At 65.2% G+C, this 12,339-nt stretch carries 9 protein-coding genes; 4 read left to right on the forward strand and 5 right to left on the reverse strand.

Annotated features, from left to right (window positions below; genetic code table 11):
* Nucleotides 1–45: 45 nt before the first annotated feature.
* Nucleotides 46–993, reverse strand: coding sequence for a siderophore ABC transporter substrate-binding protein (locus KAQ61_RS14950; protein ID WP_244982910.1), 948 nt, complete (start codon nucleotides 991–993; stop codon nucleotides 46–48).
* Between the two features lie 161 nt (nucleotides 994–1,154).
* On the opposite strand from KAQ61_RS14950, the gene KAQ61_RS14955 reads away from it, so the two are divergent.
* A complete protein-coding gene (locus KAQ61_RS14955) occupies nucleotides 1,155–3,362 on the forward strand; it encodes a FepA family TonB-dependent siderophore receptor (protein WP_210929692.1) in 2,208 nt (735 codons plus the stop codon).
* 58 nt (nucleotides 3,363–3,420) lie between these two features.
* Complete coding sequence (locus tag KAQ61_RS14960) at nucleotides 3,421–4,785, forward strand: class I SAM-dependent methyltransferase (protein WP_210929693.1); 1,365 nt, start codon at nucleotides 3,421–3,423, stop codon at nucleotides 4,783–4,785.
* A 29-nt stretch (nucleotides 4,786–4,814) separates the two neighbouring features.
* Here KAQ61_RS14960 and KAQ61_RS14965 read toward each other — a convergent pair whose 3' ends face one another.
* A complete protein-coding gene (locus tag KAQ61_RS14965; protein WP_210929694.1) occupies nucleotides 4,815–6,089 on the reverse strand; it encodes a DUF445 domain-containing protein in 1,275 nt (424 codons plus the stop codon).
* 314 nt (nucleotides 6,090–6,403) lie between these two features.
* On the opposite strand from KAQ61_RS14965, the gene KAQ61_RS14970 reads away from it, so the two are divergent.
* Nucleotides 6,404–8,545 (forward strand): TonB-dependent receptor domain-containing protein, encoded by a 2,142-nt coding sequence (locus KAQ61_RS14970; protein WP_244983095.1) that lies wholly within the window; start codon nucleotides 6,404–6,406, stop codon nucleotides 8,543–8,545.
* Nucleotides 8,546–8,713: 168 nt separating this feature from the next.
* Here the strand turns inward: KAQ61_RS14970 and KAQ61_RS14975 are convergent, their stop codons facing one another.
* The 3 genes from KAQ61_RS14975 to KAQ61_RS14985 form a co-directional block, all read right to left on the reverse strand.
* Nucleotides 8,714–9,118 (reverse strand): FKBP-type peptidyl-prolyl cis-trans isomerase, encoded by a 405-nt coding sequence (locus KAQ61_RS14975; protein WP_210929695.1) that lies wholly within the window; start codon nucleotides 9,116–9,118, stop codon nucleotides 8,714–8,716.
* Nucleotides 9,119–9,143: 25 nt separating this feature from the next.
* The gene (locus KAQ61_RS14980) at nucleotides 9,144–10,295 is read right to left on the reverse strand and encodes an aminotransferase class V-fold PLP-dependent enzyme (RefSeq protein WP_210929696.1); all 1,152 of its coding nucleotides are present in this window, start codon (nucleotides 10,293–10,295) and stop codon (nucleotides 9,144–9,146) included.
* 170 nt (nucleotides 10,296–10,465) lie between these two features.
* The gene (locus tag KAQ61_RS14985) at nucleotides 10,466–11,185 is read right to left on the reverse strand and encodes a YggS family pyridoxal phosphate-dependent enzyme (RefSeq protein ID WP_210929697.1); all 720 of its coding nucleotides are present in this window, start codon (nucleotides 11,183–11,185) and stop codon (nucleotides 10,466–10,468) included.
* A gap of 89 nt (nucleotides 11,186–11,274) precedes the next feature.
* On the opposite strand from KAQ61_RS14985, the gene KAQ61_RS14990 reads away from it, so the two are divergent.
* Complete coding sequence (locus KAQ61_RS14990; RefSeq protein ID WP_043383872.1) at nucleotides 11,275–12,318, forward strand: type IV pilus twitching motility protein PilT; 1,044 nt, start codon at nucleotides 11,275–11,277, stop codon at nucleotides 12,316–12,318.
* Nucleotides 12,319–12,339 lie beyond the last annotated feature (21 nt).

The following is a 12,339-nucleotide window of genomic DNA, read 5'->3' on the forward strand; positions in this document are numbered from 1 at the left end:
ATACCGTTAAAGGCTTGAAAGATGGGCGCCAGACGCTCTCATTTTCTAAGCCTGCCGGTCAACGCAGGCCTGCAGCACGGTAGACCTGTTGCAGCTGCGCCAGATTGCCCAGCAAGGCGGTCGGGCCGGCACTGCCCAGCAGGTACCAGCCCTTGGGGTCCAGAAACACCACCTGGCCCTTGCGGCCGGCCTGCGTGCCGCGCACCTGGGCGTTGTCGAACACCTGCTGCGACGGGATGAGGGCGCCGAGCCGGTGGCCGCGTTGCGGTCGATCACATAGATCCACGCCGGGTCGAGCCGGGCCACCGCGTCAAAGTCGTACACCGTGCCGCGCGCCGGCAGGTCCTGGGCGCGGAGCGCCGAGCGGGCCCCCAGCACATCGAACAGGAAGCCGAAGCGCGAGCCCGGGGCGTTCGGCAGGATGCGCTCGTTCACCGCCATCAGCAGCAGACCCGGCTCGGCCTGGGCCGCCAGGTGGCGCACTACGCCCACCTCGCGCTCCAGACGCGCCAGCAAGGCCTGGCCCTGGGCCGGCTGGCCAGACAGCTGGGCCAGTTGTGTGATGTTGCGCGCCATGTCCTGCAGCAGGTGGTCGCCGCGCACGCTGAAATCCAGCGTCGGCGCGATCTTGCCCAGCGCCTCGTACTTGGCCGCGGAACGGCCGCCGACGATGATCAGATCGGGGCGGATCTGGCTCAGCGCGGCGTAATCGGGCTCGAACAGCGAGCCCGCCACGGTGTAGCGCGCATCGGCATAGCCCGCCAGGTAGGGCGGCAGCTGGGCCTGGGGCACGCCGCGCACCGCCATCCCCAGTGCCTGCATGGTGTCCAGCGTGGCCAGGTCGTAGACCACCACGCGCTGGGGCCGCTGCGGCACCGCCGTGGCGCCCTGCGCATGCTGCACCAGCACCGTGGACGGCGCCGCCCAGGCCAGCGGGGCCGACAGCCCTGCCACCATGGCCGCCACCCAGGTACGACGTTGTAGAACCAGCATTTCAACTCCTTGTTCACAGGCCCGCCGACCCGCCCTGGCACCGTCACAGCCTGTGACAAATACACAACAAATCGGCAACGGCCGCAGGGGGACTCGGGAGATACCCTGATCGTTAAATAGAATAGTAATGAGAATTGATCTCAATACATATTTTACAAACCATGCCATCTTCCTCCCAAAAAATGCGCCGCTTCGCGCTGTCGGCCGTGGCCCTGGCCGCCCACAGCCTGGTCTTTGCCCAAGGCACCACCGCCCCGGACACCGCCGCCACGCTGTCCGAAGTCCGGGTGCTCGGCACCGCCGAAGACGAGGCGCGCCAGGCACTGGGCACGTCCATCATCACGGCCGAGGACATCGCCCGCAGCCCAGTCAGCAACGACCTGTCGGAAATCATCCGCACCATGCCCGGCGTCAACCTGACCGGCGCCGGCTCCAGCGGTGCCTATGGCAACCAACGCCAGATCGACCTGCGCGGCATGGGCCCCGAGAACACCATGATCCTGATCGACGGCAAACCCGTGATGTCGCGCGAGGCCGCACAGATGCGCCGCACCGGCGAGCGCGACACGCGCGGTGACACCAACTGGGTGCCAGCCGAGCAGATCGAACGCATCGAAGTGATCCGCGGCCCGGCCGCTGCACGCTATGGCTCGGGCGCAGCCGGGGGGGTCGTCAATATCATCACCAAGAAGCCGCAGAAGCAGCTGTCGGGCTCCGTCACGGCCTACTACCTGCAGCCCGAGGACAGCCAGGAAGGCGGCTCCAACCGCCTGGGCTTCAACCTGACCGGTCCGATCGGCGAGGCCCTGTCCTTCCGCCTGTACGGCAACGTCGCCAAGACCGAGGGCGATGACATCGGCATCAACGGCCTGGACGCCAACGGCCTGCCGCTGGCCGCCGGCCGCGAAGGCAACCGCAACCGCGATCTGAACGCCCTGCTGCGCTGGGACCTGACGCCCGACCAGGTGCTGGAGTTCGAGGCCGGTTTCAGCCGCCAGGGCAACATCTACGTGGGCGAAGTCCCGCAAAACACCAACGCCACGAACACCGCCATCATCAAGGAGCTGGCGGAGAACGGGGCCGAACTGCGCCGCACCTACCGCCAGACGGCCTCGGTCACGCACCGTGCCAACCTGGGGGAACTGGGCAAGTCGCGCGTCATCCTTCAGTACGAGAACACGCGCAACAGCAACTGCAAGAAGAACCCCGCTGGCGGTCCCGAGGGCAGCTGCATGGCCCCCATCGCGTTCGTGGAATCCGAACAGCAGAACTACTTCCTCAGCGGGGAGCTGAACACCCCGCTGAAACTGGGTGGCCTCAACCAGATGCTGACCAGCGGCCTGGAAGTGCGCCACCAGAGCCTGGACGACCCCAACGCCACACAGCAGAACGCGCCCACGGGGCCCATCACCGCCTCGTCCAAGAGCCAGGCCAAGTCGCTGGCCCTGTACCTCGAAGACAACATCGAGATCAGCCCGGCCTTCATCCTGACACCGGGCCTGCGCTTCGACCACCACCAGGACTTCGGCAACAACTGGAGCCCCAGCCTGAACGCCAGCTATGAACTGTCGTCCGACTGGACGGTCAAGGGCGGCATCGCGCGCGTGTTCAAGACCCCCAACCTGTACCAGTCCAACGCCAACTACTGGTACACCACCATGGGCAACGGCTGCCCCACAGGCGTGACCGGCCCCTGCTACATCCAGGGCAACCCCAGCCTGGATGCGGAAATCAGCGTCAACAAGGAACTGGGCGTGGCCTGGAACAACCACCAGGGCTGGGAGTCCAGCCTGACCTATTTCCGCAACGACTACCGCAACAAGATCGTGGCGGACATGAACGCCGGTGCCGTGGTCGACCAGGGCACCTACCGCTACTTCCAGTGGAACAACGCCGGCAAGGCCGTGGTCGAAGGCCTGGAAGGCAATCTGAACATCCCGCTGCTGGGCAGTTCGGGCAGCACGCTGAAGCTGATCAACAACTTCACCTGGATGAACAAGAACCACAGCAAGGACACCGACCAGCCGCTGTCCGTGATTCCCAAGTTCACCATCAACAGCACCCTGGACTGGCATGTCAACCAGGCCTGGTCGGCGCAGTTCAAGGCCACGGTCTATGGCCGCCAGAAGCCACGCACGCAGATGGCCAACGGCACGCCGGTGGACAGCGTGGAGGAAATCGGCACCCACACCCTGTTCGGCCTGGGTGTGAATTACGACGTCAGCAAGCGCCTGCGCATCGGCGCCGGCATCAACAACCTGCTCGACAAGCAATTCCTGCGCAAGGGCAAGCAAGGCAGCTCCGCCGGTGCCTACACCTACAACCAGCCCGGTCGTGCCTACTACCTGACGGCCACCGCGTCCTTCTAAACCGCCCTCCCCGTGGCGCCGCCCACCGCCGGGTGGTGCGGCGCCACGGCCCGCCCCCATGCACCACCCCGCTGACCGCACCGATGCGGCCTACGTTCACGACGTTCCCTATCCGGCCCACTTCCACCGCGAGACCATGCCGGCCTGGCTGTGCGCCACGCTGACCGCGATGGGCCTGAAAAGCCCCGACCTGACCCGCCCCTACACCTACCTGGACCTGGGTTGCGGCAGTGGCCTTAACACCCTGATTGCGGCCGCCACCAACCCCCAGGGCCAGTTCCTCGGCATCGACATCCACCCCACCGCGATTGCCCAGGCGCGTGCCCGTGCCCAAACGCTGGGCGTGCACAACCTGCACTACGAATGCCTGGACTTTGCGGCGGCCACACAATCCCCGCCCGCCCTGCCGGCCTGCGACTTCATGGTCTGCCACGGCGTCTATTCCTGGATTGCGCCCCCGCAGCGCCAGGCCCTGCGGCAACTGGTGCAGCAACGGCTGCTGCCCGGTGGGGTGCTGTACCTGGCCTACATGAGCCAACCAGGCTCCAGCGCCATGGCGGCCACCCAGAAATTGCTGCACCTGGCCACACAACCCCTGCCCGGCAGCTCGGCCGACAAGGCCCGTGCCGGTGTCGCCTGGCTGCAGCACCTGACCCAGCAAGGGCTCGGGCACTTTGGCGAGCAACCGCGCCTGGTCCAGGAGATCGATCGGCTGGCCGCGCTGGATGCGGACTATCTGGCGCATGAACTGCTCAACCCGCACTGGGACTCGCTGCACGTGGCCGATGTCATGGCCGACCTGAACGCCGTGGACTGCCACTACGCCGCCAGCGCCACGCCGCTTGAGAACCTGGATGCCGTCTCCCTGCCCGGGCAGTCGCTGCCCGCCTTCCAGGCCCTGCAGCGCCAGGGGGCCAGCCCCGCGCTGCTGGAAACCTTCAAGGACGTGGCACGCAACCAGAACCAGCGCCGCGACCTCTACCTGCGCCAGCACCCGGCCGGCCTGGCCCTGCGCAGTGAGGAGCACCGCCAGGCACTGCTGCGCCAGCGCATCGGCCTGCTGCCGGCCGCCCCGCGGGAGTTGCCGCCGACACAGGGCGAGCTGGTGCTGGACACCCGCATTGGCCCCGTGCACCTGCCAGTGGCCCAGGTGGCACCGCTGATCACCGCGCTGCGCCACGGCGCCGCGAGCTATGCCGAACTGGCGCGCTTGCCCGCGTATGCGCACCAGCCCGGCCTGATCAGCCAGTTGCTGCAGGTCTTGGTCTGGGCCGGCTGGCTGCATGTGCTGCTGCCGGCGGGCACGGGGTCGGTGGCCGCGGCCCTGGCGCCGCTGAACACCTACCTGCGCACTATGACCGTGGGCCAGCCGCCCACCGCCCTGCAGGCCCTGGAGACCATCGGCAGCGCCGTGCCCGCCTGACGCGCCGCTGCTGTGGTGGCGGCACCGGCTCAGGGCGCCAGCCAGAGACCGCTGAGGAACAGCAGCAAGCCCACCGCCCCGCCCACCAGGGTGCCGTTGATGCGGATGAACTGCAGGTCCTTGCCGATGTGCTGCTCCACCAGCGCGGACAGCTCCTGCGCATCCCAGCGCTGCACCGTGTCCTGGATGTGGCGCGCGATGAACTGCGAAACATCCGGCGCCAGGGCCTGCGCCCAGCGCTCCAGCCGCGCATTCATGGACGCGCGCAGCGCCGCATCCTGGGCCAGGGACTGGCCCAGCCACTGGCCCATGCCGGCCAGCTTGCGCACCGTCCAGGACTGCTCGCTCGCCAGGTCGGCCTGCAGCTTGGCGCGGGTGCGGCTCCACAAAGCGTGCAGGTAGCCGGCCAGGTTCTCATCGTGCAGCAGATAGTCCCGCAGCTCCGTGGCCCGCGCCTGGTAGGCCGCATCGCTGCGCAGCCGCAGGATGAAGTGCGCCAGACTGCGGTCGAACGCCTGCCGCATCTGGTGCTGGGGGTCCTGGGCCACCTCGGCCAATACGCTGTCCAGGGCCTCGGCCAGCACATCGGCCCCCTTGTCACCCAGCCAGTCGCTGGGCAGCACCTTCTCCTTCAGCGGGTGTTCGCGCTTGAGCCACTGCACAATCGTCTGCGCCATGAACAGGCGCGTCGGCTCCCGGCGCAGCAGGGACGACAGGCGCTGCAGCACATCGTCCAGCACCACCTGGTGGCGGCCTTCGTGCGTCAGGGCTGCCAGCAGTGTGGCCAGCGACTGCCCCATGTCCACCTGCGCCAGCACGCTGCGCAGCGCGCGGGTCAGCCAGCGCTCAACCTGCCGGTCCTGCACCATCTCCAGCACCCCGGCCAGCACCCGGCCCAGCTGCTGCCCCAGCAACTGGCGGTGCGCCGGCGCAGCCAGCCAATGCGCCAGCTGCTGCGCGGGGTCATGCTGGCGCACCAGGGCCAGCAGCGAGGGCGTGTCCAGGAACTTGTCGCGCACAAAGACCGCCAGATTCTCGCCAATCCGGTCCTTGTTGCGCGCAATGATGGCGGTATGGCGCCCCAGCCAGGGCAAGGGAATGCGCCGGAACAAGGCCGTCACCGCAAACCAGTCGGCCAAGGCCCCCACCATCGCGGCCTCGGCCACGGCCTTGACCCCGCGCACGGTCAGCGTGGCCGGCAACCAGTGGGTCGCCACAAACACGGCGGTGACCAGCAGCAGCAAGCCCGTCGCCTGCCACTTGGCGCGGCGCAGATCGTTGGTGAGATTCCAGTCCCCAGGCATGCCATTCCCCTCCTTGCTGCAGCCAGCCTACGGCAGACCGCCGCGCCAGCTCTGGCGCCAGTCCAGCAATTGCAAGTAGGCGCAGAGCTGATGCCCCCTGGACGGAGCGGTCCCCAGCGTCGGTTTCATGCGACAGAAAAACAAAAAAGCATTTACCACTGAGAACCATTAGCATTCAACAAGTCATAATCGGCACCCTACACCGTCCCCATAACAATTCATAACAGGACATGGCCGCACCGATTCCACCGGTGCCGCGCCGCACTGCACTCCCTTCAACCGTTTCCATGCCGGCACTGCTGGCAGGCTTCGCCATGTCTAAAAAATCGTCTGCACTGTTTCTCCAACCCACCCTGCTGGCCCTGGCGGCGGCAGCCTGCGCCTCGGCTGTGGCCCAGGAATCGACCCAGTCCCTGTCGGAAGTCGTGGTCTCGGCCTCGGGCTTCGAGCAAGATATTAAGGAAGCACCCGCTTCTATCACCGTCATCACCCGCGAAAAACTCGAAGAAAAACGAGTCAACAACCTAGCGCAAGCATTGGAAGATATAGAAGGCGTGGACGTGGGTGCGGGCACCGACAAGACAGGCGGACCCAATATCAGTATTCGAGGCATGCCCAGCGACTACACGCTGATCCTGATTGATGGCCGCCGCCAGAACGTAGCTGGCAACGTGGCACCCAACGACTTTGGCGGCACGCAAACCAGCTTCATCCCCCCGGTATCGGCCATCGAGCGTATCGAGGTCATCCGTGGCCCGATGTCCACCCTGTACGGCTCCGACGCCATGGGCGGCGTGATCAACATCATCACCCGCAAGGTCGGCAAGACCTGGGGCGGCTCCATCACCGTGGATGGCAGCTTGCAAGAGGAATCCGCTTTTGGTGACACCTACGGCGGCAAGTTCTATCTGAGCGGCCCGATAAAACAAGATTTGCTGGGCTTGGCCCTGCGCGGTAGCACCCAGCACCGTGAAGCCGCAGACATCACCTACACCAATAACAACGGCGCGGTGATTGTTCCAACGATGGGCAGCAACCCCGTCAAATCGGATATCAACACCTTCGGAGCACGCTTGGCTTTGACGCCTAACCGCCAGCACGACATCATTTTGGACATAGAAGCTGGCCGCCAGACCTATGACAACTCACGCGGCCAAATGGGCACATTGGGCGCCGTAGGTGGCTACGCTGCCGAACAGAAGTACAACCGCGACCAATGGAGCTTGGCCCATACCGGACGCTACAGCTTCGGTGTGTGGGACACCAGCTATATGGCGAACACCACGGAGACCATTGGCCGTATCAACCCACTGACATTGAACGGTGCAGGCCTGCCTGGCGCAGGCCTGCCTCGTACGCTAGAGACCACCAGCAAGGTGCTGGACACCAAGCTAGTCACCCCCTGGGGCAACCACCTGACAACGGTGGGGGGGCAATGGATCGATGCAGAGATGGTGGACGGCGTTTCCACGGCGGGGAGATGGGAATTCACCCAAAAAGCACTATTTGCCGAAGATGAATGGAGCCTAGCCGAGACCTTCAAACTGACACTGGGCGCGCGCTACGACCACCACAGCGAGTTTGGCAGCAAGGTCAGTCCCCGCGTGTACGGTGTTTGGGCCGCTGCACCGCAATGGACTGTCAAGGGTGGCGTGAGCAATGGATACCGCACCCCAAAGCTGGAACAGTTGACACCAGGTATCAGCGGCTTTGGCCGTCAGGGGGCACTGCCACTCATCGGCAGCCCTGACCTCAAGCCAGAAACCAGCCGCAGCACAGAGCTGGGCATCCACTTTGACGACGCTAACCAGCGCTTTGCAGGCGGCATCACTCTGTTCCACAACAAATTCAAGGACAAGATCGCCACCGGCGAGCCCATCGCCAACTGTTCCTGGGCAGTCAGCCCCAACCAGCCCGGCTGCGTGAATGTCGGCAACTGGCCTACTATTGAAGAGTTCGGCCAATCGATCAACATCGACAGCGCTGTGACACGTGGCATTGAATTGACAGGGCGTTACACCATCAATCAAGCATGGAGCACCAACGCCAACTACACCTACACCAAGAGTGAACAAAAGAGCGGTGCCAGCGCGGGTCTGCCTCTGACCGATACGCCCAAACACGCCCTCAATCTGCGCTTGGACTGGAAGCCCACCGCGCAATGGAATGCATGGGCACGCGCCGAATACCGCAGCGAACGCTACCGCGGCAATCCTGCCACGGATGCAGCCACCCGAGCCCTGGGTGACTACAAAGCCTACGCCCAGTTTCACATTGGAGGCAGCTACCGTGCGACACCTCAATTCACACTAAACGCCGCCATCTACAACCTGTTCAACAAAAACTTTGTGGACTACGGCGCATACCAGAACGGTGCGACAACTGCCTACAGCAACCGCTACCGCAACCCTCAGGAAGGCCGCCGCCTGTGGGTATCAGGCACCTACGAGTTTTAAGCAAGACAATCTGCAAACAACAAGAAAAGGGAGGCCAAGCCTCCCCTTTTTGCGTGCATCCATGCATAAAAAATAGCTGCTTGTGCAAGACAAACAAACACTTCAGCTGGTTTGGATGCTGAAACTCTTGTTTGACGAGCGCTAGCAGCTATTGATTTTGCAGGGCGCTTATTTGCCCTTCACGCCCAGCAGCTCCACCTCGAAGTGCAGCGTGGCATTCGGCGGGATCGCACCACCGGCGCCGCGGCTGCCGTAGGCGATGGACGGCGGGCACACCAGCTTGGCCTTGCCGCCGACCTTCATCTTCTGCACACCCTCGGTCCAGCAGGGGATGACGCGGTTCAGCGGAAATTCCGCCGGCTGCCCGCGGGCGATGGAGCTGTCGAACTCCTTGCCCGTTTCCGGGAACCAGCCACGGTAGTGCACGCGCACGGTGTCGGTGGGCGCGGGCTGGGCGCCCGTGCCCACGGTGATGGTTTCATAGACCAGGCCGCTGGCCGTGGTTTCCGCCGCGGCATGCGCGCTGCCCAGCGCCAGCAGGCTGGTTGCGGCCACACAGATCCAATGTTTCATGGCATTCCTTTGCGTCAAAACGCCATCATGCCTGCGCCGCAGGCACGCCAATGGCATCCAGCGCCGCGCTCAGGTGGGCCACGGTGCGGTCCACGTGGTGCCACTTCTCCAGGCCGAACAGGCCGATGCGGAAGGTCTGGAAATCCGCGCCTTCATCGCACTGCAAGGGCACGCCGGACGCGGTCTGCAACCCGACGGCCAGGAATTTCTTGCCGCTCTGGATGCCGGGATCGGTGGTGTAGCTGACGACCACGCCCGGGGCCTTGAAGCCTTCGGCGGCCACGCTGGGAAAGCCGCGCGACTCCAGCAGGGCGCGCACCTGGGCGCCCAGCTCGATCTGCTCCTGGCGCACCTTGTCGAACCCATAGGCACGGGTCTCCAGCATCACGTCGCGCAGGCGCACCAGCGCATCGGTCGGCATGGTGGTGTGGTAGGCGTGCTGGCCCTTCTCGTAGCCCTCGGCAATCTGCATCCACTTCTTCAGGTCGCAGGAGAAGCTGGAGCTTTGCGTGCCGTCGATGGCCTGGCGGGCGCGCTCGGACAGCATCACCATGGCGCAGCAGGGCGAGCTGCTCCAGCCTTTTTGCGGCGCGCTGATCAGCACGTCCACGCCGGTCTTGACCATGTCCACCCACATCGCACCGGAGGCCACGCAGTCCAGCACCATCAGGGCGCCCACCTCGTGCGCCGCATCGCTGATGGTGCGGATGTAGTCATCGGGCAGCAGGATGCCGCTGGCGGTTTCCACGTGCGGGGCAAACACCACCTTGGGCTTTTCAGCGCGGATGGTCGCGGCCACGTCTTGCGCGGCGCATGGCGCCCACGGATCCTGGCTGCCGGCCCCCTGCTTGCGCGCCTTGCAGACCACGGCGCCACCGCCCAGGCCGAAGTTGCCGACCTCGAAAATCTGCGTCCAGCGGTAGCTGAACCAGCCGTTGCGCACGATCAGCACCTTCTGCCCGTTGGCAAACTGGCGCGCCACGGCCTCCATGCCGAAGGTGCCGCTGCCCGGCACCAGCACAGCCGTGTGGGCGTGGTAGACCTCCTTGAGCGTGCCCAGGATGTCCTGCATCACGCCGGCAAAGCGCTGGGACATGTGGTTCAAGGCGCGGTCGGTGTAGACCACCGAGAATTCCAGCAGGCCGTCTGGATCGATTTCAGGCAAAAGTCCGGGCATGTTTTCTCCGAATTGTGGTTAGGCGCACATGCCGGCCAGACCGCCTCCGATTCGCGCGGCACCCCGTGCACGCGCACAGCCGATCCAGCTTAGCACGCAGGTCGCCGGGCGGCGAGCGGGTTCACACAAACTGTATACACGTTATACGGCCGCGCACCGGCCAGGCCGCGTCAGGCCTGCGGACGGTAGTCGCGCGCGCCGAAGATGCCGCTGCCCACGCGCACCAGGGTGCTGCCCGCCGCAATCGCGGTGTGCATGTCCGCCGTCATGCCCAGGCTGATGGTGTCCCACTGCACCAGGCCCGGCACGCTGTCCCGGATGCGCGCAAACACGGCCACCACCTGCCGGTGCACGGCCAGCATGGCGGCGTCGTCGGCCTGGGGGTCGGGAATGCTCATCACCCCGCGCAGGCACAAGCGGGGCATTCCGGCAATCACCCGGGCCAGGGCCACCGCTTCGTCGGGGCTACAGCCGGACTTGCTGGTGCCGCCATCGACATTCACCTGGATGCACACCTGCAGCGGCGCCAGCCCGTCGGGGCGCTGGTCGTTCAGGCGCTGGGCGATCTTGTCGCGGTCCACGGTGTGGGCCCAGTCGAAGTGCTCGGCCACCAGCCGGGTCTTGTTGCTCTGGATGGGGCCGATGCAGTGCCATTGCAGCGCGGGCACATCGGCCATGGCGCGCACGGCCGCCATCTTGTCCACGGCCTCCTGGATGTAGTTTTCGCCAAACGCCCGCTGGCCCGCCAGCGCGGCTTCGCGCACGGCCTCGGCCGGAAACGTTTTGGAGACGGCGAGCAACGCCACCTCTGTGGGCTGTCTGCCGCACTTTTGGCATGCGTCGCCAATCTGTGCGTATACGCTTTGAAGCTTGCTGGCAATCGTGGTCATAATCTTTGCGAGCGTACCAAACCATACAAGCCGGAACCCGGATCCGGGACATCCGCCCCCGGATGCGGCTTGCGAGAGGGAGAACTACCGTGGACATCACCACCCTGCTGGCTTTCAGCGTGAAGAACAAGGCGTCGGACCTGCACCTGTCCGCCGGGTTGCCGCCCATGATCCGCGTGCACGGCGACGTGCGCCGCATCAATGTCGAGCCGCTGGACCACAAGCAGGTGCACGCCATGGTCTACGACATCATGAACGACGGCCAGCGCAAGGCCTACGAAGAAAACCTGGAGGTGGACTTCTCATTCGAGATCGCCGGGCTGGCGCGTTTCCGTGTCAACGCCTTCAACCAGTACCGCGGTGCGGCCGCCGTGTTCCGCACGATTCCCAGCAAGGTGCTTACGCTGGAAGAGCTGAACGCACCCAAAATTCTGGCCGACCTGGCGCTCAAGCCGCGCGGGCTGGTGCTGGTCACCGGCCCCACCGGCTCGGGCAAGTCGACCACGCTGGCGGCCATGGTCGACCACCTCAACAACAGCGAGCACGGCCACATCCTGACGGTGGAAGACCCCATCGAATTCGTGCACAACTCCAAGAAATGCCTGGTCAACCAGCGCGAAGTCGGTCCGATGACGCACTCCTTTGCCGCGGCCCTGCGTTCGGCGCTGCGTGAAGACCCGGACTGCATCCTGGTCGGTGAAATGCGTGACCTGGAAACCATCCGCCTGGCGATGACGGCCGCCGAAACCGGCCACCTGGTGTTCGGCACCCTGCACACCTCCAGCGCCGCCAAGACCATCGACCGTATCATCGACGTGTTTCCGGCCGAGGAAAAGGAAATGGTGCGCGCCATGCTGTCCGAGTCCCTGCAGGCGGTGATCTCGCAGACGCTGTGCAAGACCAAGGACGGCAACGGCCGGGTGGCGGCGCACGAAATCATGCTGGGCACCAGCGCCATCCGCAACCTGATCCGCGAAGCCAAGGTGGCCCAGATGTACTCCGCCATCCAGACCGGCAGCAATGTCGGCATGCAGACCCTGGACCAGAACCTGACCGAGCTGGTGCGCCGCAACGTCATCAGCGCCGCCGAGGCGCGCGGCAAGGCCAAATCGCCGGACAACTTCCCCGGCTAAACGCTGTACATCAGAAAGAGC

Origin of the sequence: Comamonas aquatica (assembly GCF_018064205.1) — a bacterium.
Taxonomy (GTDB): Bacteria; Pseudomonadota; Gammaproteobacteria; order Burkholderiales; family Burkholderiaceae_C; genus Comamonas; species Comamonas aquatica.

Excerpts from the sequence above, each read along its gene's own strand:
- KAQ61_RS14950 (WP_244982910.1), bottom strand. The coding sequence starts at position 993 with ATGCTGGTTCTACAACGTCGTACCTGGGTGGCGGCCATGGTGGCAGGG.
- KAQ61_RS14955 (WP_210929692.1), top strand. The coding sequence starts at position 1,155 with ATGCCATCTTCCTCCCAAAAAATGCGCCGCTTCGCGCTGTCGGCCGTG.
- KAQ61_RS14960 (WP_210929693.1), top strand. The coding sequence starts at position 3,421 with ATGCACCACCCCGCTGACCGCACCGATGCGGCCTACGTTCACGACGTT.
- KAQ61_RS14965 (WP_210929694.1), bottom strand. The coding sequence starts at position 6,089 with ATGCCTGGGGACTGGAATCTCACCAACGATCTGCGCCGCGCCAAGTGG.
- KAQ61_RS14970 (WP_244983095.1), top strand. The coding sequence starts at position 6,404 with ATGTCTAAAAAATCGTCTGCACTGTTTCTCCAACCCACCCTGCTGGCC.
- KAQ61_RS14975 (WP_210929695.1), bottom strand. The coding sequence starts at position 9,118 with ATGAAACATTGGATCTGTGTGGCCGCAACCAGCCTGCTGGCGCTGGGC.
- KAQ61_RS14980 (WP_210929696.1), bottom strand. The coding sequence starts at position 10,295 with ATGCCCGGACTTTTGCCTGAAATCGATCCAGACGGCCTGCTGGAATTC.
- KAQ61_RS14985 (WP_210929697.1), bottom strand. The coding sequence starts at position 11,185 with ATGACCACGATTGCCAGCAAGCTTCAAAGCGTATACGCACAGATTGGC.